We start from the raw sequence: 22,701 nt of genomic DNA, 5'->3' as shown, positions 1-22,701 counted from the left end.
CAAAGTAACGCTTGCAAAGGGTATTTACGGGTTCTGCCCGTTGATGCATAGAAATGATTTCTGAAAGAAATCGGGATAATTTCATCAAGATTGATATAGGTTTCTAATAGAGCCAGAAACGCAGGCTTGTCATTTTCAAGTTTATCTTGGCAGTCTGAATAAATATCAGCCAAAGAAAGCTGTTTATATGGTATCATATATATCAGAATAACTCCTTTCTTGGTTAGTACAGTGGTTTCTCGTCAATTCTATTGTACCATATCAGTGGGGAGTTATTCTTTTTTAGTTAACAAAAAATGCCGCATTTACGCGGCTTGTGGCGTTTTGCAAACGCCTATTAGGCATTAATTTAAATGGGGGTGCGCAATGGGAAGAGAAGAAAGGCAAGAGAAAATAAAACAGAGGCTTGATGAAAATCTTACAGCTGAGCAAAAGGAAAATCTTAAAGCTGTTGGAAAGGTTGTTGAAAATAATAAAGGCAACTTTTTCCAATCAATTTCTTTTCAAAACATAATTGTAAATGTTGCTATACTTGCGGCATTTATAATATATGCAGTGATTTCCAACTCAGCTATGCAAAGCGTAAAGTCACTGGCTTTAGTAGCAAGTGAAAATGAACTTATTTGCGCACAGGAATCGGCTGCATTACGTCAAGATGTAGTTCATATTTCAGCTGAAATTAATCGTACATTAGGACAACTTGAGGCAGGCAAGGAAATGCCAGCTGAAGAATTTGCGGAGATGGAAGGTTATATGAATGATATTGGCTCTCATCTTGATTATTTGGATGCTAGTGAACCCTTTGGATACCTACCAGATGGGCAGGAGAGAGTTGATAATCTCAGAGCTAGCGCAGAGGCATTAGTTGCTGCAGCTGGTGCTGTGGAAAACTTTATCATATCAGGTGATTTTACGGGAGCAATTGGCTGTGTATCTGGTGATTACGGAACAAGCCTTGTTGCAACAAATGATGCTTTAGATGCTATTGATGAGGGAATTAGTTCTCTAAGCGTGGGCTTTAGCGCTTATTTGGATGGGTACATTGCCCAGATTTCTGTAAAGGGATATATAGTCATGGCAATGGTTGTTGTCTTGATTATACTTAGCTTTGTACTTTCATTTGTTAGAATTAATAAGACTATACTTGGTATTTCATATGAATTGCAAGCTATCATTAATAATATCAATAAGGGCAAGGGCGATTTAACTGCCCGAATAAACACAAAAACAAAAACAGAGCTTGCACTTATATCTGATTGTATCAATCAGTTCTTAGGAACATTGCAGGGTGTAATCAGAGATGTTAAGGATGGAGCAACAGTTCTTACATCATCTGCAGATAGTGTTATTGTAAAGATTCAAAGTGCTAGTGATAATGTAACAAATACATCTGCAGCCATGGAAGAGCTTGCAGCATCTATGGAAAATGTAGCGACAACCACAGGGGATTTACATGATAGGCTGTCATTAGTAAAAGAGGCTACAGATGCTATTGATGAAGAAGCGAGAGCAGGATCGGAAAAAGCTAATGAAATTAAGGCAGAGGCAGACAGCATTAAACGTGAGGCAAATGCTAAGAAGGAAAATACTGGCGCTAAGATGGAAGAGCTTTCGAAGGTTCTTGAGGAGTCTGTTAAGGAGTCTGAGCAGGTTAATCAAATCGGTGATCTTACAAATGAGATTTTGGATATTGCAAGTCAGACCAATTTGCTTGCTTTAAATGCATCTATTGAAGCTGCCCGTGCTGGTGAAGCAGGTAAAGGCTTTGCTGTAGTTGCGGATGAAATAAGCACGTTGGCTGCTAATTCCCGTGATACAGCAGGCAATATTCAGGAAATATCTGCAAAGGTTACTACTGCTGTTAAGACTCTTTCTGACAACGCAGTACAGGTTATTGATTTTATTAATCAGAATGTACTTGCGGATTATGATGCGTTTGTAGATACAGGAGCGAAGTACGAAAATACAGCCACTATGATAGAGGAAATGCTGGCTACATTCACAGAAAAGGCCAATAATCTTAACGGTGTTATGGCTGAGATGTCAGATAGAATTGAAAGCATATCTAACTCAGTGAATGAAAGCTCAAATGCTATTGGAATGTCAGCTCAGGCTGCTACAGAGATTGTTGGAGAAATTCAGGGAATCAATGAAGCTATGGACCAGAATAATGATGTAACCAAGCAATTGAATGCTAGCACTCAGAAGTTTGAGATAGTATAATTATAGCCAAGGGCCTCAGTATATTCGCTGAGGTCCCTATTTATTTACAGTGACCGTTTTTGATTAGTTATGATTGAAAATGTGCAAGATTGTTATAAAAGCGTGAAAAATATAAGAAATATATGTTAATAATAACAATTGAAACTATTTTGTTCTGATTGTATTATATCTACTGTTGTTTGAAGGACAGTTTCGAAAGGTTATATTATGTTTAATATTATTATGCTTGTTGTTTTTTCGCTTGTGACTATGTTTTATGCTTTTTATATTGTTAGCCACATTCGTTCAGCAGTAGATTCAGCAAATGTTTCTGATAGAAGAGCTTTAGCAAAATCATTTTTTGCAATTGGAATCAGTGTAGTAACACTTGCAATTCTTTGGTTCCAGGCCGCTTTTGTTTATTTCTATCGTTAATTTGATTTATATATACATATTTACATTTTTTCTCTCAGCCATGAAGATTCACTTAGTGAACTTCATGGTATTTTTTTGTGTTAATATTATGTAGTAATTTGACTTTCTGTATACATACAGTTATACTTACTTTATCACTTTTAATCACTAAAGTATCGGAGGACATAAAGATGAAGAAAGAGATATCCAAGCTTTTAGAAGTTAGAGAGAGCGTAAGAGTTGTTGATGCCACACTACGAGATGGAGGCCTTGTAAACGACTTTTATTTCACTGACGAATTTGCTAAAGCTCTCTATCTTACAAATGTAAAGGCTGGGGTAGACTATATGGAAATGGGCTACAGAGCTGATAAAGAGCAATTTGATGAAAATAAATTTGGTCCATGGAAGTTTTCTTCAGATGATTATATTCGCAAAATTGTAGGTGAAAATAATACGGATTTGAAGATAGCAATTATGGCAGATGTTGGACGATGCAATTACAAGGAGGATATTCATCCTAAAGCTGAAAGTCCAGTGGATCTTATTAGAGTTGCTACATATTTGCATCAGCTTCCTGGTGCAGTTCAGATGATTGAGGATGCCTATAACAAGGGCTACGAAACCACTTGTAACATAATGGCTATTTCTACTGCATCTATGGAGGATATTAAATCTGCACTTGATATTGTATGTCAGACGCCAATTTCATGCATTTACGTGGTAGATAGCTATGGTTCTCTTTATCCAGAGCAGACAGAGCGTATTGCAGATATGTATTATGAAATCGCTTCAAAATATGGTAAAAAGGTGGGTATTCACGCCCATGATAATCAAAAGCTTGCCTTTGCAAATACTATAGAAGCAGTAGGTGATAATGTTGATTATTTGGACGCCACCTATTGCAGCATGGGGCGTGGGGCAGGAAACTGTGCAATGGAACTTCTTCTTGGCTTCCTTAAGAATCCTAAGTACAAGGAGCGCTATGCTATAAAGTTTGTTGAAGATTACATGCTTCCGCTTAAAGAGCAGGGTGTAGTTTGGGGCTATGATATGCAGTATCTTGCTACAGGTCTATTAAATCAGCACCCAAGAACTGCCATTGAATTTACAAAGCAGGGTAGAAAGGATTATTTTGCATTCTATCAGGAAATGTTAAATATGGATTAAATTAAACATTAACCTATCGATTTTAATATAATGCTAGCGATATTATCCCAGGTATGGTTTTTTGATGCTATATCAAAACCAGCCTGGGCTATTTTTTTAAGTTTATCTGGTGTTGAAAGTATAGTATCCAGTTTTGCGGTTACAGCATCAATGTCATCTAGGTCGTAAAACAGGATATTTACTTCATCTTTATATTCCTTTTTTAATAGGTAGGTGGAGTCTGTCAGGGCAGCGGCACCGTTTAGTTGGGCTGAAAATACCCTATCATGGCTTCCTGCTTTAAAATTAGGCATTATATTTACGCATATTTTGGCTTTAGAAAAAACTGTAAAAGTGAGATTGAAGGGAATTTCTCTGTGAAGAGTTGCATGCTTTAAATCTAGCTCTTCCCAAAGTCCGCCAAACAAATCCAATTTATGCTGGCATTTATCTAATGCAAGCACGAGCTTTTTTCTGTTGACACACCTAACATAGGTATCTGCTAAATAAAAGGTCTGAGTATGAAGTGGTAAATCAGAATTGATATAGTCATAGATTTCATTTCGTGCTAAGGCTTCCACCGCATCTTCTATAGTAAGTGTGCTGTCGCCTTCCATCATATCTATTAACTCTTTAATATTTCCTATTAAGAAATCTGGTAGTTTTTTTATGGCAGTTTCGATTCTGGTAGGGTCTGTATAAGTGCCTGAAAACAGAATATCGTAAGGTCTATCTTCAAAATCCTCAAAGGATATTGCCTCTTTTCCAAAGGCAAGTTCTCCGGTCATAGGTGTTATAGTTACAGATTTAATATGAGGATAATATTTTTTAATGTATTCTCCGTGCTTGGTATCAAGGCAGACTACATGAAAATTATTTAGTTTGTTCTTTAAGGAATCGTGGTGATATAGTGGATGATCTAAAAGCACATCAAAGAAAGGGGCATCTACATGGTCTAGAAAGAAGGAATCATCATCCATCAGAGCCCTTGGTAAATCAGAATTGAAATCAATCATAGCATCAAAATGCTTCCCTATGAACTGCTCAAGGTCGTCTAAAGCCTGTTCATCTACCTTGAAGTATTCTATTTCATGGCCAAGTTTAGCTAAAGCCGCGCCTAAAGCATCTCCAAAATAGAGATAAGAGTTATAACAAACCGTTTTCATTTCAAAAATCAAAATTTTCATAATATCCCCCGCAACGTTCAAACTTAATTCATAATTATTTTATCATATCTCAAGTTTACTATGGTATACTTTGTATATTAAATAAATGAGGGGGAGCCCATGATTAAAGCCGCGGCATACAATTGTGAAGCACTACAAAATCCATTCATATTTGATGAAGTGTATAGTCTCATCAGCCCTCAGCGCAGAGAGCATGTTGATGAGGCAAAGACCCTTAAGGGTAAATGCGAGCGATTAGGTGCTGCTCATTTGTTGGAAAAGCTGCTTTGGGAAAATCATATACAAAGACCTTATGTCTATTCCACCACATCTCAGGGAAAGCCTATTTTTATTCAGCCTAAGAATGTGGACTTTAGCATTTCTCATTCGAATTTTTTCGCAGTAGCTGCAATTTCAGATAAGCCAGTAGGTATTGATGTGGAGCGCATTAGGCCCTACGATCGAGATTTAGTACAACGATTTTTTACGAAGGCAGATTATGAGTATCTTGAATCCTTCAAGCGAAGTGAAGTAAATAAGAAGTTTACCGAGGTTTGGACCTTCAAAGAAGCCACCTGCAAGATGATGGACAGGCCTTTGATGCAGGTGCTACAGTGGATTGATTTTAGCGAGTACTGCGACCAGGAAAAGGGCAAAATATACTGGACCAAGCAGGGCTTTGAGTTCAGAGATTACTACATAACTCTTTGTTATGAGGACAAGAGACAGCCGATTCAGATGGGACTTTATAATCCTTACGATGGGAAATATTATTAAGTATTTGAAAGCTGATGCGATTCTTATTAAAAATGCATTAGCTTTCTTCTTGTTATTTTATAATCAGTGTGATAGAATGCATTATAGTTTCGTACTTCAAAGTGCTAAAGCACTTCGGAGAATAAGGTTTTAGGAGAGTAATACTTATGGAGTCTAAAAAAGTTCTTTCAATTTTAGTAGAAAACACACCAGGTCTTACCAGCCGTATTTCAGGCTTATTTTCAAGAAGAGGATACAATATTGATAGTTTTTCAGCGGGCGTTACTGCTGATCCTAGATATACTCGCGTTACCATTGTTACACATGGTGATGATATGATTTTGGAGCAGATTGAAAAGCAGGTTTCAAAGCTTACAGAGGTTGTTGATTTAAAGGTTTTGAAACATGGTCAATCTGTAAAAAGAGAACTTATGCTTGTTAAAATTTCTGCTAGAAACATGGAAAGACAGGATGTACTTGCCATAGTAGAAATTTTCCATGGCAAGGTTGTAGATGTTACACATGATTCTATGATTCTTGAGGTTACAGGAAACCAGGATAAGCTTGAAGCATTTTTAGATATGCTGGGAGACTATGATATCTTAGAGCTTGCTCGTACAGGTCTTACAGGACTTACACGTGGCTCAGAGGATGTTGTAATTCTTTAAACACATATAAATTTACAATAGGAGGATAAAGGAATGTCACAGGAAGCAAGGATTTTTTATCAGGAAGATTGCAATCTTTCATTATTGAAGGGTAAGACTATAGCTATTATTGGATATGGTAGCCAAGGTCACGCACACGCACTTAACCTTAAGGAGAGTGGATGTGACGTCATTATCGGTCTTTATGAAGGTTCTAAATCATGGGCTAAGGCTGAAAAGCAGGGACTTACAGTTTATACAGCAGCAGAAGCAGCAAAGAAGGCTGATATCATCATGATTCTTATCAATGATGAAAAGCAGGCTGATATGTACAAGAAGGACATCGAACCAAACCTTGAGGCAGGCAACATGCTTATGTTCGCTCATGGTTTCAATATTCATTTTGGTTGCATCAAGCCACCAGCAGATGTTGATGTTACTATGATTGCACCAAAGGCACCAGGTCACACAGTACGTTCTGAGTATCAGGCAGGCAAAGGAACACCTTGTCTTATAGCTGTATATCAGGATGCTACAGGTAAGGCACTTGATCTTGCTCTTGCTTATGGCGCTGGAATCGGAGGAGCTCGCGCAGGTATTCTTGAGACTACATTTAGAACAGAGACAGAAACAGACCTCTTTGGTGAGCAGGCAGTTCTTTGCGGTGGTGTTTGCGCACTTATGCAGGCAGGCTTTGAGACACTTGTTGAGGCTGGCTATGATCCAAGAAATGCATACTTCGAATGCGTTCACGAAATGAAGCTTATCGTTGATCTTATCTACCAGTCAGGCTTTGCAGGAATGAGATATTCTATTTCTAATACAGCAGAATACGGTGATTATATTACTGGACCAAAGATTATCACAGAGGATACAAAGAAGGCTATGAAGCAGATCTTAAGTGATATTCAGGATGGTACATTTGCTAAGGAATTCTTACTTGATATGTCACCAGCAGGACGTCAGGTACACTTCAACGCTATGCGTAAGCTTGCATCAGAGCACCCATCAGAGAAGATTGGTGAGGAAATCCGTAAGCTTTACTCATGGAATAACGAGGAAGATAAGTTTATTAACAACTAAGATAATTAAATGAGCCACCCGTAGCTATCAAGCTCTTGGTGTTACTCAAGGAGCCAATGTCGCGACGGAGTAATACCAAGGTTTGAGTGTAGCGGGTGGCATTTTTTATGCTTCGCGGAAATTTTTGTTACGGAAAAATTTATATAGATGAGATGATATTTTAATTTCGGTGTACACATTGGCGTATTCTCTAGGTGAGTATTCAGTTATGTAATTCACAGGGAAGGATTTAGTCATTCCTCTGGATTTACACAGGTCTACAGCTTTGTTATAGGCAATGGCTGCAGTCGCTTCATCCTGATATCTGCCTACAATAAAATCGCCATTCAGATGAATCTTGGCGGCGTAAACAGTTTTTCCTTTCTTTTGTTCTTTGTATACGCCATGATATTTGTTGACAACAACAATATTTGAATATCGCAAATCTGTATCATCACCGTTGGCGAAAATATAGTCCTTGCCCTTTACGCTGTAGGGCTTTATTCCGTAGCGACCTAGAATGTTATATTGCATTCCATAATCGCTAACAAACATATGGCCACCTCTGTTTTGGATTTTGTGGCTAGAGTAGTAGAATAAATCGTCATTATCGAATTTTAAAACTATAGATTTATCCAAATAGTATAGAAAATAGTTTTTTTGAAGATAAATTGGAGTTTTTATGTAGATGTGATTATCTCTGACATTTATCAGAGTTACACATTTTTCAAAGGGTAAGTATTTTACTACTGACTGGCAGGAAAGAATGTCGATATCTTTGTTTTTTAGGAGCATCCAAGCTTCGTCGTAAGCAGCAGCGCATGAAGCGTTTGTATCATAGCTTCCAAGGCTGATATGCTTGCCGTTATATGTGATGTTTCCTCTAAAATATGTACTTCCATCTTTTTTTGTCGCTTTATAAACCCCAGATTTCATGAACTCCTCCTTTATGTATCACAATTATTATTTTACACAATTGCGAAGAGAAAAGTTTTAAAAATCAGTGAATATAAAAGGTATATTGTATGAATTCAGACAACTTACAAAGTACAAAGAAGAATATATTGGATGGATGCAGAGATGGCTTCCCAATTGGATTAGGCTATTTTGCTGTTTCATTTTCATTAGGAATATTTGCCAAACAGGTGGGATGTAGTGCAATTCAAGGAATAATTAATTCCTTCTTTAATCATGCTAGCGCAGGTGAATATGCAGTTTATTCTATGATTGGAGTTGGAGCTTCCTACTTAGAAATGGCAATCATGACACTTATAGTAAATGCCCGGTATCTGCTTATGTCCACGGCTTTAAGTCAAAGAATACATCCAGATACTTCCTTTATACATAGGCTTGGGATTGGCTTTCATGTGACAGACGAGCTTTTTGCCATATCCATAAATAGGCCAGGCTATGTAAATCCATTTTATTGCTACGGAGCATTTTTAGTTGCTGTTATAGGCTGGTGCGCAGGGACTGCAACTGGAATTGTGGCAGGTGGAATTCTTCCAGCTAGATTGGTAAGTGCCCTTTCAGTGGCCCTTTATGGAATGTTTCTTGCTTGCATTATGCCAGAGGCAAGGCGACATAAGTTTGTGGCAGTACTTATAGTAATCAGCTTTATTCTTAGCTATATTGCAAACGAAGCGGCATTGTTTGCCAAGATTTCAAGTGGCACCAAAACAATTATTCTTACAGTTGTAATCGCATCGGTGGCTGCAATTGTATTTCCTCATCCGGAGGTTGAAGATGATGACTAATCCTTATATTTATATATTGGTGGCAGGCCTTGTAAGTACAGTAATTAGGGTATTGCCTGTTACGGTTTTTAGAAAACCTATTAAAAACAGATTTGTAAGGTCCTTTTTATATTATGTTCCTTATGTAACCCTTGCGGTTATGACTTTTCCAGCTATTATTGAGGCTACTCAAAGCAAAATCTCAGGTATTCTTGCTCTTGCCTGTGGAAGTGTTGCTGCCTGGTTCAATATGAGTCTTTTTAAGGTTGCATGTATTTGCTGTGGAGTAGTATTTGTAACAGAATTATTTATTTGATATGTTTAGTCCTATAAGATTTTTTAATTGCATAAAATCGAATGGGTATATATAATATTTCTCGAAATGATTTTGATTGGAGGAATCGTCATGTTAAAAATCGGAATTTTAGGATATGGAAATTTAGGACGTGGTGTTGAAGCTGCTGTCGCAAAGAGTGAGGATATGGAGCTTGTTGCAATCTACACAAGAAGAGATCCAAAGACAGTTACAGTAAAGACTAATACACCAGTTAAATCTACAGCAGATTTGGATACAGGTAAGGAAGATATTGACGTTCTTGTTATTTGTGGCGGTAGTGCTACAGATTTACCAGAAATGACTCCAAAGTATGCAAAGCTTTATAATGTTATTGATTCATTTGATACACACGCAAGAATTCCAGAGCATTTCGCTAACGTTGATAAGGCTTCTAAGGAAGCAGGCAAGGTTGGTCTTATTTCTTGTGGATGGGATCCAGGAATGTTCTCTTTGAACCGTTTATATGCTACATCTATTTTACCAGATGGTCAGGCCTATACTTTCTGGGGCAAGGGCGTAAGCCAGGGACATTCTGATGCAATACGTCGTATTGAGGGTGTTGTAGATGCCAGACAGTACACAGTTCCTGTAGAGGATGCTTTAAGAAGAGTTAGAAATGGAGAAAATCCTGAACTTACTACAAGAGAAAAGCACACTAGAGAGTGCTTTGTAGTTGTTGAGGAAGGCGCTGATAAGGCTCGTATCGAAAAGGAAATCAAGGAGATGCCAAATTACTTCTCTGATTACGATACAACTGTAAACTTTATTTCAGCAGAAGAGCTTAAAAAGAATCACAGCGGCTTACCACACGGTGGTAGCGTTATCTATACAGGCGAGACAGGCTTTGATGGAAATAAGCATGTTATCGAATATAGTTTAAATCTTGACTCTAATCCAGAATTTACTGGAGCAGTTCTTACAGCTTATGCAAGAGCAATTGCACGCCTTAACAAAGAGGGTGTTTGTGGCGCTAAAACAGTATTTGATATTGCCCCTGCATACCTTTCACCAATTGCTCCAGAAGAGCTTAGAGCACACTTCTTATAAGATGGCTTAATCTTAAATAAATATTTATAAAATTAGTTGCTAATATAGGCTTTAAAGGTTTATAATCTTTAAAGTCTATATTTATGTGGATTTTTAAACTGGAGGTCAAGATTTGCTAGATAAATTAGAAAAGAAATTCGGTAAATATGCCATTAATAATCTTATGATTTACTTACTGGGAGGCTATGCAGTAGGGTATTTGTTGGCCTTTGGTCAGCGCTTTACAGGCGTTCAATATCTCAACTATCTTACCTTAGAGCCTCGATATATTTTGCAGGGACAGGTTTGGAGATTAATCTCATGGATTATCTTTCCGCCACGTACTAGCATCCTTTGGGCAGCCATTATGTTTTTGCTCTATTATCAGCTTGGCACAGCATTAGAGCGTACCTGGGGCGCCTTCAGATTTAATTTATATATTTTTGGTGGTATGCTGTTTACAGTAATTGGCGCCTTTATTGCTTATGCCATTTATGGAGGGCACATTCCTGTAGGCATTATAGGTATGTATACCAGCACATACTATATTAATCTGTCAATATTCCTTGCATTTTCTACATGCTTTCCAGATATGCAGGTTATGTTATATTTCATCATTCCTATTAAGATGAAATGGATGTCTATTTTTTACCTGGTAATAGTTGGTTATGAAGTAGTTGATTATGTCATAAATGGCGCGTTTTATGCTGCAGTGCCAATTATTGCATCATTACTTAATTTCTTCATCTTTTACATGATGACTAGAAATATGAGCAGGTTTAATCCAAAGGATATTCACAGACGTGCTGAATTTAAGCGTGCAGCTACACCACCACGCACTCAGTACAGAGATGGCTCGCCTATTGCAAGACATAAGTGCGCAGTTTGCGGTAGAACAGAGCTTTCAAATCCTGAGCTGGAGTTCAGATTTTGTAGCAAGTGTAATGGCAATTATGAATATTGCTCAGACCATTTGTTTACGCATACACATATACACTAGATTTAAGATTTTAAGAGGGGACACCCTCATCAGTCAGCTATGCTGACAGCTTCTCCCAAAGGGAGAAGCCTATAGAAACACGAAGGGATTGTATAAAAATGAGTGAAGAAGTAGTTAGCAAAAATTTTATTGAGCTTGAAATTGACAAGGATTTAAAGGAGGGCGTATACGATCATGTATGTACACGTTTCCCACCTGAGCCAAATGGTTATTTGCACATTGGTCATGCTAAGTCAATTATCTTAAATTATGGTCTTGCTAAGAAGTATAATGGCGAGTTCCACATGAGATTTGATGACACTAATCCTACAAAGGAAAAGGTGGAGTTCGTTGATTCTATTAAGGCTGATATTAAGTGGCTTGGTGCAGATTGGGGCGATCATCTTTATTTTGCATCTAATTATTTTGACAGAATGTATGAAGTTGCTGTAGATCTTATCAAAAAGGGCTTAGCTTATGTTTCAGATCTTACAGCAGAGGAAATGAGAGAATACCGCGGTGATTTCGAACACCCTGGTAAGGACGATCCAAACAGAAATCGTTCAATCGAAGAAAATCTTCAGATGTTTGAAGATATGAAGGCTGGTAAGTACGAGGATGGAAGCCATACACTTAGAGCTAAGATCGATATGGCATCACCTAACATCAACATGCGTGATCCAATCCTTTACAGAGTTGCGCACATGACACACCACAACACAGGCGATAAGTGGTGCATCTACCCAATGTACGATTTTGCTCATCCACTTGAGGATGCTTTCGAAAATATTACACATTCTATTTGTACACTAGAGTTTGAGGATCATAGACCTCTTTATGACTGGGTAGTTAAGGCAGCAGGCTTTGCTAATCCACCACGTCAGATTGAGTTTGCAAAGATGTATCTTACAAACGTTGTAACTGGTAAGCGTTACATTAAGAAGCTTGTTGAGGATGGAATTGTTGATGGATGGGATGATCCACGTCTTGTATCTATCGCAGCTTTACGTCGTCGTGGCTTTACACCAGAATCTATCAGAAAGTTTGTAGAGCTTTCAGGCGTTTCAAAGGCAAATTCTTCATCTGATTACGCAATGCTTGAGTACTGTATTCGTGAGGATTTAAAGACTAGCCGTGGTCGTGTTATGGCTGTTCTTGATCCAGTTAAGCTTGTAATTGATAATTACGAAAGCGATGATGTAGAATGGCTCGAAGCTCCAAACAACCTTGAAAACCCAGAGCTTGGTAGTCGTCAGGTTCCATTTGGTAAGGAGCTTTACATCGATAGAGAGGATTTCATGATTGAGCCTCCAAAGAAATACTTTAGATTATATCCTGGCAATGAAGTGCGCCTTATGAACGCATACTTCGTTACATGTACTTCTTACGAAACAGATGAAACTGGTAAGGTTACATGCATCCACTGTACTTATGATCCAGCTACTAAGGGTGGAGATGCTCCAGATGGCCGTAAGGTAAAGGGTACTATCCACTGGGTTGCAGCTAAGACTGCTCTTAAGGCAGAGGTTCGTCTGTACGAAAATATTGTGGATGAGGAAAAAGGAGTGTATAATGAAGATGGTAGTTTGAATCTTAATCCAAATTCACTTACAGTTCTAAAGGATTGCCTTGTAGAGCCTTCATTAAAGGGTGCCAAGGCTTATGATAGTTTCCAATTTGTAAGACAGGGATTCTTCTGTGTAGATTCCAAGGATTCTACAGAGGATGCATTAGTATTCAATAGAATAGTATCCCTTAAGAGTTCTTTCAAATTACCAACAAATAACTAATAACTCATCAATAGTGATCTACAGAAAAGGATTGCAGCATGAATTTATTATCGGGAATGGAAAAATTTGGTTTCTCCATGGATGGAGAGCTAGACATTTTGGCTGATGATAAGCCAAAGAAGGAAGCCGCTGCTGTTAAAAAAGCAGCACCTGTTGTTAAGCAGGAAAAAGATTTTGTTATTGATAAGAAGGTTCGTTGCCCGGTTTGTGACAAGGAATTCCCTATCAAGGCTGTTCTCGCCACAAAGCTTAAGAGACTTGAACCTGATTTTGATTTACGTCCTAACTACGAGCATGTGGACAAATGCAAATATGATTTTATGTCTTGCCCACATTGTGGTTATTCAGCACTTGATACTACTTTTTCAAAGATTGATACAGCTAGAGTTAAGCTTATCAGAGCAGAATTTTGCCCAAGCTATAAGCCTCAAAAGGAGGAATTGGGAGAGACCTATTCATACGAATATGCAGTTGAAAAGTTTAAGCTCGCTCTTATTTGTACAATGAAAAAGCGTGCCAAGATGTCTGAGAAAGCTTATGTATGCCTTAAAATTGCATGGCTTCGCCGTGCTCAGCTTAAGGAATTAGAAGACAATAAGGAAGCTGATCCAAAGGTAGTAGAAATGCTTCAAAAGGAATATGACGGCTTCTATGCACAGGCTTATGAAGGCTTTATGAAAGCAATCTCTCAGGAGACACCACCTTATTGTGGAATGGCTTCAGAGGCAGTGGAATACATGCTTGCTAATATGTCGGTATATTATAAGAAATATGATGCAGCTATGAAAATCATTGCAAGACTTATTCAATCAGCTAGTACATCCCGCAAGCTCAAGGATAAATGTGTTGAGCTTAAGGAAAAGATTGTTGCAGAACAAGGTGAATAGATTTTACGAACTGCCAATAGGTGGAAATTCCTACGTGGCAGTTCTTTTTTGAGGTTAATATGAATTGGATTAAATATTCTATAAATACAACAACAGATGCGGAAGATTTTGTCAGCGCAACACTTATGGAGCTTGGCATTGTTTCTATTGAAATCGAAAACAATGTACCAGTTTCCGGAGAAAAGCAAGGCGGAGAGTTCAAAGAGCTTCAGCCAGATTTACCTACAGATGATGGAACCTCTAAGGTTTGCTTTTATTTAAGTGATGATGAAGACCATGAATCAATTGTTGCGCAGGTCAAGGCTGGTCTTGCGGAGCTTAAAGAGACTATGGATATTGGTGAAGGTACCATCGACACGTCCATTACAAAGCAGGAGGATTGGATTAACAACTGGAAGCAGTTTTTTAAATCCTTCTATATCGATGATATTTTAATCAAGCCTACCTGGGAGGAAATCTCAGAGCAGGATAAGGGAAAGATTTTTGTTGAGATTGATCCTGGTGTATCCTTTGGAACAGGAAAGCATGAGACTACTCAGCTTTGCATCAGACAGCTTAAGAAATATGCTAAGGCTGGTGATGAAATCCTTGATATAGGCTGCGGAAGTGGTATTCTTTCAATCATTGCTAACAAGCTATTAGATGGTAAGTGTCATCTGGTAGGTACAGATATAGATGAGGATTGTATTGCATCTACCTATGAGAACTTTGAGGTTAATGGAATTCCAAAGTCTGCTGGGGATTTCTATGTTGGAAATCTTACAGAGGACAAGGAGCTTCAGGACAAGGTTGGCTATGAAAAATACGATATAGTAGTTGCAAATATTCTTGCAGATATTATAATCGGAATGGCGCCAGCTATTTATCCTACTCTTAAGAAGGATGCTTATTTTATTTCATCAGGAATCATCGATTTCAAGGAAAATGAAGTAAAAGAAGCACTTGAAGCAGTGGGACTTACTATTGTAGAAATCAATCATCAGGGAGAGTGGGTGAATATCACCGCTCGTAAATAATAATATGCAACAAATATTTGTTAATGAAGGTCCTGTAGATAATAATTTCATTATAACTGGGGAAGATATGCACCACCTGGTTAGGGTTGTGCGCCTCAAAAGAGGAGAAATCATCCGTGTTTCTGTTGCAACTGGAGTTAATTTCCTTTGCGAAGTTAGTGATATTACAGATGATTCACTTATTGCTACAGTTAAAGAGGAAGTTCCATCTACAGAGCTATCTAATAAAATCTATCTATTCCAGGCTTTGCCTAAAGGGGATAAGATGGAAACCATAATTGAAAAAAGCGTTGAGCTTGGGGTTTATGAAATAATCCCAGTAGAAATGAAAAACTGTATTGTAAAGCTTGATGACAAAAAGAAAAAATCAAAGCTTACCAGATATCAGACTATCGCTGCTACAGCTGCCAAACAATCAAAGCGCTCCATCATCCCACAGGTACATGATGTAATGAGCTACAAGGCTGCTTTTGAGTATGCCAAAAATCTTGACATTCTTTTACTTCCTTACGAAAGTAAAAATGGAATGAAGGATACCTTTGATGTATTGTCTACCATAAAGGAGGGCCAAAGCATTGGTGTATTTATTGGTCCTGAGGGCGGCTTTGATCAGTCTGAAATTGATTTAGTTAAGGATAGCTGTAACATTATTTCTCTTGGCCGAAGGATTCTTCGAACAGAGACAGCAGCTATATGTACACTTTCTATGTTGATGCTTAAATGTGAGGTTTAAATGATATACTTTGATAATTCAGCTACCACCAGATGCTCTGATGGTGCTATGAAAATAATGCAGGAGTGCTTACAGGAGAATTTCGGTAATCCTTCATCACTTCATAAAATGGGTTTTAGAGGCAAGGATTATTTAAAAGAATCTAGAGAAACAATTGCAGGAATTCTTAAATGTCAGCCAAAGGAAATATATTTTACCAGTGGTGGAACAGAAGGCAACAATCTTGCCATCAGAGGGGCTGCCGAAGCTAAAAAGCGACTTGGCAAGCACATCATAACTACAAAGATAGAGCACGCCAGTGTTCTTAATCCAGTTAAAGCTCTTGAAAAAGAAGGCTTCGAGGTAACATATCTTGGCACAGATGAATATGGCGTCATTTCTCTAGAAGAGCTTAAAGCTGCCCTTAGAGAAGATACCATTCTTGTTTCCATAATGATGGTTAACAACGAAATCGGAAGTCTTCAGCCTATAGAAGAGGCTTGCAAGCTGGTTAAAAAGTTTAATTCAGATATCATTTTCCATACCGATTGTATCCAGGCCTTTGGTAAGATGACAATTATTCCAAAGAAACTTGGTATTGATATTCTTACAGTTAGTGGTCATAAGATTCATGGACCAAAGGGTTCAGGATTTATATATATTAAAGACAAGGTACGTGTGGTTCCACAGATTCTCGGTGGTGGTCATGAAAGCGGAATGCGTTCCGGAACAGAAAATGTTCCAGCTATTGCTGCTCTTGGCATTGCAGCTAAAGAGGCTTACGATAATCTTGACAGCAATCGTGAGCACATGTATGCTATGAAAGCTAGATTAATAGAGGGCATTAGCAGTATCGAGGGTGTTCAGGTTAATGGACACACAGCAGAAGATAGTGCACCTCAGATTATCAGCGTTTCCATAAAAGGAAACCGTACAAGAGCACAGGTTATGCTAAATGCTCTTCAGGACAATTATGGAATTTTAGTTTCAGCTGGTTCAGCATGTTCTTCAAACAAGCCTGCAATCAGTGAGACACTCAAGTCTATTGGTCTTGAGAAGGATTTGTTAGAACGTACAATAAGATTTAGCTTCTGTCCAGAGAATACCTTTGAAGAGGTGGATGCTGCAGTGGAAGCTTTAAAAGATTTAGTACCAAAGATGGTTTTATAAAGGAAGGTAATATGACATATCAAGCATTTTTGATTAAGTATTCAGAAATCGGTGTTAAGGGTAAGAACCGTTATGTGTTCGAGGACGCCCTTGTTCGCCAGATTAAAAGAGCCCTTGATAGTGTAGAGGGACATTTTGTTGTCAAGAAGCAGAGCGGAAGAATTCTCGTTTCTGTTGATGGCGATTATGATTATGACGAAGCTGTAGATGCTTTACAGCATGTATTTGGTATCAGCGCAATCTGTCCTACAGTAGTAGTTCCAGATGAAGGCTTTGATAAGCTTGCAGAGGCTGTTATCAAATATGTTGATGAGGAATTCGAGGATAAGAACTTTACCTTTAAGGTAATGGGACGTCGTGCTAATAAGCAGTATCCTATGACATCTATGGAGGTGGCTGCAGAAATAGGAGCAAGACTTCTTGATGCATTCCCAGAGATGAGTGTAGATGTTCATAATCCAGATAGAATTATATACGTTGAAGTAAGAGAAAACATGGCTATTTATTCTACAGAAATCCCAGGCCCACACGGTATGCCTGTTGGTACTGCTGGTAAGGCAATGCTTCTTCTCTCAGGTGGTATTGATTCGCCAGTTGCAGGATATATGATTTCAAAGCGTGGTGTTACACTTTCAGCTACATATTTCCATGCACCACCTTATACATCAGAGCAGGCAAAACAAAAGGTTGTTGACCTTGCAAAGCTTGTGGCTAAGTATTCAGGCCCAATCGATTTACATATTGTAAACTTTACAGATATTCAGCTTTATATTTATCAGCAGTGTGCACATGAAGAGCTTACAATTATCATGCGTCGTTACATGATGCGTTTGGCTGAGTATTTTGCTAAACAAAATGATTGTATCGGACTTGTAACAGGAGAGTCTATTGGACAGGTTGCCAGCCAGACAATGCAGTCGCTTAACTGTACAAATGCAGTTTGTTCACTTCCTGTATATCGTCCACTTATTGCATTTGACAAGCAGGATATTGTTGATATTTCTGAGAAGATTGATACTTACGAGACATCAATTTTACCATACGAGGATTGCTGTACTATTTTCGTAGCAAAGCATCCTGTTACCAAGCCTAAGCTTGAGGCTATTGAAAAGCATGAGCATCTTTTAGATGAGAAGATTGACGAACTTATGCAGGCCGCAATAGATAGTGTTGAAATTATAAAAGTACGATAAAAAATATGAGCTTTGCTATTAAAGCAAAGCTCATAATAATTTACTACTTATAAAAAGGATTAAACGATATAATCCTTTAATGTAGACATTACGTCCTCAGCGTCTCCTTCAGCGTGAACTGTAAGGTCGATAGGCTTTGATAAATCAAGGGAGAAAATACCCATGATAGACTTAGCATCGATAACATAACGTCCGCTAACAAGATCAAAATCATAGTCAAACTGACTGATTGTATTAACAAATGACTTTACCTTGTCAATTGAGTTAAGAGAAATTTGAACTGTTTTCATTCTGCTGCCTCCTCCAAAGATTTTATATACAAAAATATACTAAATCAAAGGCATGCAAAAGTCAACAAACTCTTGGACTTTTCGAGTTTTTTAAATACATAAAAGGAAGGTTTTTTAACGATGAAAAAAGCAGCTTTACACAACCTTGGTTGCAAGGTTAATGCATATGAAACAGAGGCCATGGAAGAGCTTCTTAAAAGGGATGGCTTTGAGATAGTGGACTTTGATGAGCAGGCTGATGTTTATGTAATAAACACCTGCTCAGTGACGAATATTGCTGATAGAAAATCAAGACAAATGATTCATAAATGCAAAAAGCTTAATCCTGATGCCTGCGTAGTTGCTGCTGGCTGTTACGTACAGAATTTTGGCAAGGATATAGCCGATGAGCTTGGAGCAGATATAATTCTTGGTAACAACAAAAAGAACGATTTAGTTGATAAGGTCCATGAATATTTTGAGAATTTAGATAAAAAGAGTGGACCAATTCTTAACTACATGGATATTAATGATGGAAATGTAGCTTACGAGAATATGCATATCGAAAAGGATTCCGAGCATACAAGAGCCTTCGTTAAGGTACAGGATGGTTGTAATCAGTTCTGCTCTTATTGCATTATTCCTTTCGCAAGAGGTCGTATCAGAAGCAGATCAATCGATGATGTTGTTGAAGAGGTAACTGGTCTTGCAAAGGCGGGCTATAAAGAGGTGGTTATCACAGGCATTCACTTAAGCTCCTTTGGTACAGGCACAGAGTTTGGCCTTGCTGATTTATTAGAGGCTGTTCAAAAGATAGATGGTGTCGAGCGTATTAGAATGGGTTCTCTTGAACCACAGATTGTGACAGAGGATTTTGCAAAAAGAGTTTCTGCTTTATCTAAGATATGTCCTCATTTCCATTTGTCACTTCAGTCAGGCTGTGATAGCGTCCTTGTGAGAATGAATAGAAAATATTCTATCGAGGAATATACAAATGGTGTAAATATTCTTAGAAAATATTTTGATAATCCAGCAATCACAACGGATATTATTGTTGGCTTCCCTGGTGAGACAGAAGAAGAATATGAAACAACTCTTGACTATGTTGAAGAAATAAAGTTTTCCGAATTACATGTTTTTGCATATTCAAAGCGTGCGGGAACAAAGGCAGCAAAAATGTCTGGACAGATTACAAATGCAGTGAAAAAGCAGCGTAGTGCAAAGCTTATTTCTCTTGGACTAGAAAAGACAAAGGAATACAGAACTTCTTACATTGGAAAAGAATTAGAGGTTCTTTTTGAAGAAAAGCAGATTATCGAAGGTAAAGAATATTATGTCGGTTTCTCAAAGGAATATATTAAATGCATGATTGAGTCCACTGATGAGGATTTATCAAACACAATTCTTAGGGTGAAGGCCACAGAAATTACACCAGATTATGAGCACTTGCTTGTTGAAATTTGCTAATTTCTATATTAATATTAAAGTAATAGTTTGTAGTGTGGAAATTTTTTGAGTAAAGACGAGGTTAGAAATGGCAGATTTAAGTAACACTCAATATTTTAAAGTTCAAAAGGAAAATCCTGTTGGAGTGAAGGATGTGATTGAGCAGGTATATAGCGCTTTATCAGAAAAGGGCTATAATCCTGTAAATCAGATTGTAGGTTATATAATGTCCGGAGATCCTACATATATCACCAGTCATAATAATGCAAGAAGCCTTATTATGAAGGTAGAACGTGATGAATTAGTGGAAGAGCTGCTCAAGGAATACATCGTAAACGAAAGTTGGAGTAAGTAATGAGTGGCAGAATACTCGGTTTAGATTACGGAACAAAGACAGTAGGGGTCGCAATTAGTGACCCTTTACTTTTGACTGCACAAGAACTTGAGACTATTACAAGGGAGCGAGCTAGCGCTTTGCGTCATACGCTTGTACGCATCAAAGATATATGCGAAGAATATCAGGTTGAATTAATTGTCCTAGGCTATCCACGCAATATGGATGATAGCGAGGGTTTTAGATGCGAAGATACCCTTAAATTTAAAGAATTATTAGAAAAACGCGTAGATGTCCCAATTACTCTTGTTGACGAAAGACTTACTACAGTTTATGCAGATGAGATTTTAGAGGAATCTGGCGTAGCTAAAAAGGATCGAAAGAAATATATCGATCAAATTGCTGCTGCAATTATATTACAGGATTATTTGGATAATAGGAGTTAATATGGAACCAATTATATTACCAGGCGAAGATGGAAATGATATTAAGCTATTTGTTGTAGAAGAGACTATGCTTTCTGGCAACAAATATTTATTGGTATGCGATAATGATAATGAAGAGGAGGATGCTGAAGCATCTATTCTCAAGGAAGTCTCAACAGATGATAACGAGGTTGTCTACGAGTTTGTAGAGGATGACGTTGAATTTGAGGCTGTAGCAAAAATATTTGATGAGTTAGTTGGTGAGGATGCCGACTTGGATTTTTAATTATTAATTAGGAGGTTATTTTTTGAAAAAGAAAACTGAAAATAAAGCTGAAAGGCTAAAGATTATTCCACTAGGTGGTCTTGAGCAAATCGGCATGAATATTACTGCTTTTGAGTACAAAGACAGTATTATCGTGGTGGATTGCGGACTTTCCTTCCCTGAGGATGATATGTTGGGCGTGGATCTGGTTATTCCAGATATAACATATCTTAAAGATAATCAGGATAAATTAAAGGGATTCTTTATCACTCATGGTCACGAGGATCATATCGGTGCTATCCCTTATGTGTTTAAGGATCTTAATGTTTGTCCTATTTATTCTACAAAGCTTACAAATGGCTTGATTGAACATAAGCTTGAAGAACACAAGATGCTTACAAAGGTTAAGCGTAAAGTTGTTAAATATGGCACACATATTAATGCCGGCGATTTCAGAGTTGAGTTTATCCGTACAAATCACAGTATTCAGGATGCTGCAGCTCTTGCTATTTATTCGCCAGCTGGAATAGTTGTGCATACAGGCGATTTTAAGGTTGATTATACACCAGTTTATGGTGATCCAATCGATTTACAGCGCTTAGGTGAAATTGGTAAAAAGGGTGTACTTGCTCTTATGTGCGATTCTACAAACGCAGAGCGCCCAGGCTTTACAGCCTCAGAAAAGACTGTTGGTAAGACTATCGATTCAATCTTCGCAGACAACGATAGAAGCCGTATCATTATCGCAACCTTCGCTTCAAATGTTGATAGAGTTCAGCAGATTATTAACTCAGCAGATAAATATGGACGTAAGGTATGTGTAGAAGGCCGTTCAATGGTCAATACCATCGAAACAGCGTCAAAGCTTGGATATTTACATATCCCTGACAATACACTTATCGATATCGAATCACTTAAGTCTTATCCAGATGAAAAGGTCGTTCTTGTTACAACTGGTTCACAGGGTGAATCAATGGCAGCCCTTTCTCGTATGGCTAACGGAACTCACAAAAAGGTTCAGATTAAGCCAGGTGATATGATTGTATTTTCTTCTCATCCAATCCCTGGTAATGAGAAGGCGGTTTCAAATGTTATCAACGATTTAACTATGCGTGGAGCTGAAATCGTTATGCAGGATGTTCATGTTTCAGGACATGCTTGCGCCGAAGAAATCAAGCTTATCTATTCATTGGTACGTCCTCAATTTTCAATTCCTGTTCATGGTGAGTACAAGCATTTGATGGCTCAGGCAAGAATTGCAGAAAGCTTAGGCTGGGATCATGACCACATTAAAATTATCCGTTCAGGTGATGTCCTTGAGCTTGGAGATAATTACTCTAAGATAGCAGGTCATGTTCACACAGGCGCTATCATGGTTGATGGTATTGGTGTCGGTGATGTAGGTAATATCGTTCTTCGTGACAGACAGAAGCTTGCTGAAGATGGTATTATCATCGTTGTGCTTACACTTGATAGTGCATCAGGCACAGTGCTTGCAGGTCCAGATATTGTTTCTCGTGGTTTCGTATATGTTAGAGATTCTGAGGATTTAATGGAAAGCGCAAGAGCAGTATTGTCTGACACAATGGATGTTTTGCAAGAAAAAAATATTACTGATTGGAACAAAATTAAGGGTGATATCAGAGATAATCTTTCTGATTTCGTATGGCATGAAACACAGCGTCGTCCTATGATTATTCCAATCATTATGGAAGTATAAA

The 22,701-nt window shown here is 38.0% G+C and carries 24 protein-coding genes and 1 pseudogene; 21 read left to right on the top strand and 4 right to left on the bottom strand.

What is annotated here, in order from left to right:
• A pseudogene (locus BM097_RS16500) lies at positions 1 to 197 on the bottom strand (ISNCY family transposase); the annotation flags it as partial.
• A 169-nt stretch (positions 198 to 366) separates the two neighbouring features.
• Here BM097_RS16500 and BM097_RS09485 point away from each other — a divergent pair.
• From BM097_RS09485 to BM097_RS09475, 3 genes are all read left to right on the top strand, one after another.
• On the top strand, positions 367 to 2,223 hold the full coding sequence (locus tag BM097_RS09485) for a methyl-accepting chemotaxis protein (protein ID WP_090548511.1): 1,857 nt from the start codon (positions 367 to 369) through the stop codon (positions 2,221 to 2,223).
• A gap of 207 nt (positions 2,224 to 2,430) precedes the next feature.
• Positions 2,431 to 2,637: a hypothetical protein gene (locus BM097_RS09480; protein ID WP_090548509.1), complete on the top strand. Its 207-nt coding sequence runs from the start codon at positions 2,431 to 2,433 to the stop codon at positions 2,635 to 2,637.
• A 170-nt stretch (positions 2,638 to 2,807) separates the two neighbouring features.
• Positions 2,808 to 3,785: an aldolase catalytic domain-containing protein gene (locus BM097_RS09475; protein ID WP_090548507.1), complete on the top strand. Its 978-nt coding sequence runs from the start codon at positions 2,808 to 2,810 to the stop codon at positions 3,783 to 3,785.
• 8 nt (positions 3,786 to 3,793) lie between these two features.
• On the opposite strand, the gene BM097_RS09470 is transcribed toward BM097_RS09475, so the two are convergent.
• Entirely contained in the window at positions 3,794 to 4,951 is a 1,158-nt protein-coding gene (locus BM097_RS09470) for a glycosyltransferase family protein (protein ID WP_090548506.1), read from the bottom strand.
• A gap of 99 nt (positions 4,952 to 5,050) precedes the next feature.
• Between BM097_RS09470 and BM097_RS09465 the strand changes: the two genes are divergently transcribed.
• The 3 genes from BM097_RS09465 to ilvC all read left to right on the top strand — a co-directional run bounded on the left by BM097_RS09465 (position 5,051) and on the right by ilvC (position 7,416).
• Entirely contained in the window at positions 5,051 to 5,707 is a 657-nt protein-coding gene (locus BM097_RS09465) for a 4'-phosphopantetheinyl transferase family protein (protein WP_090548505.1), read from the top strand.
• A 146-nt stretch (positions 5,708 to 5,853) separates the two neighbouring features.
• Positions 5,854 to 6,354 (top strand): acetolactate synthase small subunit, encoded by a 501-nt coding sequence (ilvN, locus tag BM097_RS09460; RefSeq protein WP_090548504.1) that lies wholly within the window; start codon positions 5,854 to 5,856, stop codon positions 6,352 to 6,354.
• A gap of 33 nt (positions 6,355 to 6,387) precedes the next feature.
• A complete protein-coding gene (ilvC, locus tag BM097_RS09455; protein ID WP_090548503.1) occupies positions 6,388 to 7,416 on the top strand; it encodes a ketol-acid reductoisomerase in 1,029 nt (342 codons plus the stop codon).
• Between the two features lie 105 nt (positions 7,417 to 7,521).
• Here ilvC and BM097_RS09450 read toward each other — a convergent pair whose 3' ends face one another.
• The gene (locus BM097_RS09450; RefSeq protein ID WP_090548502.1) at positions 7,522 to 8,331 is read right to left on the bottom strand and encodes a hypothetical protein; all 810 of its coding nucleotides are present in this window, start codon (positions 8,329 to 8,331) and stop codon (positions 7,522 to 7,524) included.
• A gap of 89 nt (positions 8,332 to 8,420) precedes the next feature.
• On the opposite strand from BM097_RS09450, the gene BM097_RS09445 reads away from it, so the two are divergent.
• From BM097_RS09445 to thiI, 10 genes are all read left to right on the top strand, one after another.
• Positions 8,421 to 9,152, top strand: a complete 732-nt coding sequence (locus tag BM097_RS09445; RefSeq protein ID WP_090548501.1) for an AzlC family ABC transporter permease — start codon at positions 8,421 to 8,423, stop codon at positions 9,150 to 9,152.
• Complete coding sequence (locus BM097_RS09440; RefSeq protein WP_334292394.1) at positions 9,145 to 9,447, top strand: AzlD domain-containing protein; 303 nt, start codon at positions 9,145 to 9,147, stop codon at positions 9,445 to 9,447. Before BM097_RS09445 ends, BM097_RS09440 begins: the two co-directional genes overlap by 8 nt.
• Before the next feature lie 90 nt (positions 9,448 to 9,537).
• Positions 9,538 to 10,515: a diaminopimelate dehydrogenase gene (locus BM097_RS09435; RefSeq protein ID WP_177197422.1), complete on the top strand. Its 978-nt coding sequence runs from the start codon at positions 9,538 to 9,540 to the stop codon at positions 10,513 to 10,515.
• Between the two features lie 163 nt (positions 10,516 to 10,678).
• Positions 10,679 to 11,494: a hypothetical protein gene (locus BM097_RS09430; RefSeq protein ID WP_090548533.1), complete on the top strand. Its 816-nt coding sequence runs from the start codon at positions 10,679 to 10,681 to the stop codon at positions 11,492 to 11,494.
• Positions 11,495 to 11,592: 98 nt separating this feature from the next.
• Positions 11,593 to 13,263 carry a glutamine--tRNA ligase/YqeY domain fusion protein gene (locus tag BM097_RS09425; protein ID WP_090548498.1) on the top strand — a complete coding sequence of 557 codons (1,671 nt, stop codon included), beginning with the start codon at positions 11,593 to 11,595 and terminating at the stop codon, positions 13,261 to 13,263.
• 38 nt (positions 13,264 to 13,301) lie between these two features.
• Positions 13,302 to 14,150, top strand: coding sequence for a DUF2225 domain-containing protein (locus BM097_RS09420; RefSeq protein ID WP_090548497.1), 849 nt, complete (start codon positions 13,302 to 13,304; stop codon positions 14,148 to 14,150).
• 59 nt (positions 14,151 to 14,209) lie between these two features.
• Entirely contained in the window at positions 14,210 to 15,166 is a 957-nt protein-coding gene (gene prmA, locus BM097_RS09415; RefSeq protein ID WP_090548496.1) for a 50S ribosomal protein L11 methyltransferase, read from the top strand.
• 4 nt (positions 15,167 to 15,170) lie between these two features.
• The gene (locus BM097_RS09410; RefSeq protein ID WP_090548493.1) at positions 15,171 to 15,899 is read left to right on the top strand and encodes an RsmE family RNA methyltransferase; all 729 of its coding nucleotides are present in this window, start codon (positions 15,171 to 15,173) and stop codon (positions 15,897 to 15,899) included.
• The gene (locus BM097_RS09405; protein ID WP_090548491.1) at positions 15,900 to 17,048 is read left to right on the top strand and encodes a cysteine desulfurase family protein; all 1,149 of its coding nucleotides are present in this window, start codon (positions 15,900 to 15,902) and stop codon (positions 17,046 to 17,048) included.
• Positions 17,049 to 17,059: 11 nt separating this feature from the next.
• The gene (gene thiI, locus BM097_RS09400) at positions 17,060 to 18,241 is read left to right on the top strand and encodes a tRNA uracil 4-sulfurtransferase ThiI (RefSeq protein ID WP_090548489.1); all 1,182 of its coding nucleotides are present in this window, start codon (positions 17,060 to 17,062) and stop codon (positions 18,239 to 18,241) included.
• A gap of 59 nt (positions 18,242 to 18,300) precedes the next feature.
• Here thiI and BM097_RS09395 read toward each other — a convergent pair whose 3' ends face one another.
• Positions 18,301 to 18,531, bottom strand: coding sequence for an HPr family phosphocarrier protein (locus BM097_RS09395; protein WP_028243612.1), 231 nt, complete (start codon positions 18,529 to 18,531; stop codon positions 18,301 to 18,303).
• Positions 18,532 to 18,651: 120 nt separating this feature from the next.
• Between BM097_RS09395 and mtaB the strand changes: the two genes are divergently transcribed.
• The 5 genes from mtaB to BM097_RS09370 all read left to right on the top strand — a co-directional run bounded on the left by mtaB (position 18,652) and on the right by BM097_RS09370 (position 22,700).
• A complete protein-coding gene (mtaB, locus tag BM097_RS09390; RefSeq protein WP_090548486.1) occupies positions 18,652 to 19,977 on the top strand; it encodes a tRNA (N(6)-L-threonylcarbamoyladenosine(37)-C(2))-methylthiotransferase MtaB in 1,326 nt (441 codons plus the stop codon).
• A gap of 67 nt (positions 19,978 to 20,044) precedes the next feature.
• Entirely contained in the window at positions 20,045 to 20,311 is a 267-nt protein-coding gene (locus BM097_RS09385; protein WP_090548485.1) for an IreB family regulatory phosphoprotein, read from the top strand.
• Positions 20,311 to 20,736: a Holliday junction resolvase RuvX gene (gene ruvX / locus BM097_RS09380; protein WP_090548484.1), complete on the top strand. Its 426-nt coding sequence runs from the start codon at positions 20,311 to 20,313 to the stop codon at positions 20,734 to 20,736. The genes BM097_RS09385 and ruvX overlap by 1 nt, the downstream gene beginning before the upstream one ends.
• Before the next feature lies 1 nt (position 20,737).
• The gene (locus tag BM097_RS09375; RefSeq protein ID WP_090548483.1) at positions 20,738 to 21,001 is read left to right on the top strand and encodes a DUF1292 domain-containing protein; all 264 of its coding nucleotides are present in this window, start codon (positions 20,738 to 20,740) and stop codon (positions 20,999 to 21,001) included.
• Positions 21,002 to 21,023: 22 nt separating this feature from the next.
• Entirely contained in the window at positions 21,024 to 22,700 is a 1,677-nt protein-coding gene (locus tag BM097_RS09370; protein ID WP_090548481.1) for a ribonuclease J, read from the top strand.
• Position 22,701: the final 1 nt, after the last annotated feature.

It is taken from the genome of Pseudobutyrivibrio sp. OR37, from assembly GCF_900113655.1.
GTDB lineage: Bacteria > Bacillota > Clostridia > Lachnospirales > Lachnospiraceae > Pseudobutyrivibrio.
This window is presented reverse-complemented; position numbering and strand designations above follow the sequence as displayed.

What these genes read in the sequence shown, in the direction of transcription:
- BM097_RS09440 (WP_334292394.1), top strand. Translation starts at nt 9,145, where the DNA reads ATGACTAATCCTTATATTTATATATTGGTGGCAGGCCTTGTAAGTACA.
- BM097_RS09480 (WP_090548509.1), top strand. Translation starts at nt 2,431, where the DNA reads ATGTTTAATATTATTATGCTTGTTGTTTTTTCGCTTGTGACTATGTTT.
- BM097_RS09405 (WP_090548491.1), top strand. Translation starts at nt 15,900, where the DNA reads ATGATATACTTTGATAATTCAGCTACCACCAGATGCTCTGATGGTGCT.
- BM097_RS09445 (WP_090548501.1), top strand. Translation starts at nt 8,421, where the DNA reads ATGAATTCAGACAACTTACAAAGTACAAAGAAGAATATATTGGATGGA.
- ruvX (WP_090548484.1), top strand. Translation starts at nt 20,311, where the DNA reads ATGAGTGGCAGAATACTCGGTTTAGATTACGGAACAAAGACAGTAGGG.
- prmA (WP_090548496.1), top strand. Translation starts at nt 14,210, where the DNA reads ATGAATTGGATTAAATATTCTATAAATACAACAACAGATGCGGAAGAT.
- BM097_RS09430 (WP_090548533.1), top strand. Translation starts at nt 10,679, where the DNA reads ATGATTTACTTACTGGGAGGCTATGCAGTAGGGTATTTGTTGGCCTTT.
- BM097_RS09420 (WP_090548497.1), top strand. Translation starts at nt 13,302, where the DNA reads ATGAATTTATTATCGGGAATGGAAAAATTTGGTTTCTCCATGGATGGA.
- BM097_RS09475 (WP_090548507.1), top strand. Translation starts at nt 2,808, where the DNA reads ATGAAGAAAGAGATATCCAAGCTTTTAGAAGTTAGAGAGAGCGTAAGA.
- BM097_RS09465 (WP_090548505.1), top strand. Translation starts at nt 5,051, where the DNA reads ATGATTAAAGCCGCGGCATACAATTGTGAAGCACTACAAAATCCATTC.
- BM097_RS09450 (WP_090548502.1), bottom strand. Translation starts at nt 8,331, where the DNA reads ATGAAATCTGGGGTTTATAAAGCGACAAAAAAAGATGGAAGTACATAT.
- BM097_RS09385 (WP_090548485.1), top strand. Translation starts at nt 20,045, where the DNA reads ATGGCAGATTTAAGTAACACTCAATATTTTAAAGTTCAAAAGGAAAAT.
- BM097_RS09435 (WP_177197422.1), top strand. Translation starts at nt 9,538, where the DNA reads ATGTTAAAAATCGGAATTTTAGGATATGGAAATTTAGGACGTGGTGTT.
- mtaB (WP_090548486.1), top strand. Translation starts at nt 18,652, where the DNA reads ATGAAAAAAGCAGCTTTACACAACCTTGGTTGCAAGGTTAATGCATAT.
- thiI (WP_090548489.1), top strand. Translation starts at nt 17,060, where the DNA reads ATGACATATCAAGCATTTTTGATTAAGTATTCAGAAATCGGTGTTAAG.
- BM097_RS09425 (WP_090548498.1), top strand. Translation starts at nt 11,593, where the DNA reads ATGAGTGAAGAAGTAGTTAGCAAAAATTTTATTGAGCTTGAAATTGAC.
- ilvN (WP_090548504.1), top strand. Translation starts at nt 5,854, where the DNA reads ATGGAGTCTAAAAAAGTTCTTTCAATTTTAGTAGAAAACACACCAGGT.
- BM097_RS09375 (WP_090548483.1), top strand. Translation starts at nt 20,738, where the DNA reads ATGGAACCAATTATATTACCAGGCGAAGATGGAAATGATATTAAGCTA.
- ilvC (WP_090548503.1), top strand. Translation starts at nt 6,388, where the DNA reads ATGTCACAGGAAGCAAGGATTTTTTATCAGGAAGATTGCAATCTTTCA.
- BM097_RS09395 (WP_028243612.1), bottom strand. Translation starts at nt 18,531, where the DNA reads ATGAAAACAGTTCAAATTTCTCTTAACTCAATTGACAAGGTAAAGTCA.
- BM097_RS09470 (WP_090548506.1), bottom strand. Translation starts at nt 4,951, where the DNA reads ATGAAAATTTTGATTTTTGAAATGAAAACGGTTTGTTATAACTCTTAT.
- BM097_RS09410 (WP_090548493.1), top strand. Translation starts at nt 15,171, where the DNA reads ATGCAACAAATATTTGTTAATGAAGGTCCTGTAGATAATAATTTCATT.
- BM097_RS09485 (WP_090548511.1), top strand. Translation starts at nt 367, where the DNA reads ATGGGAAGAGAAGAAAGGCAAGAGAAAATAAAACAGAGGCTTGATGAA.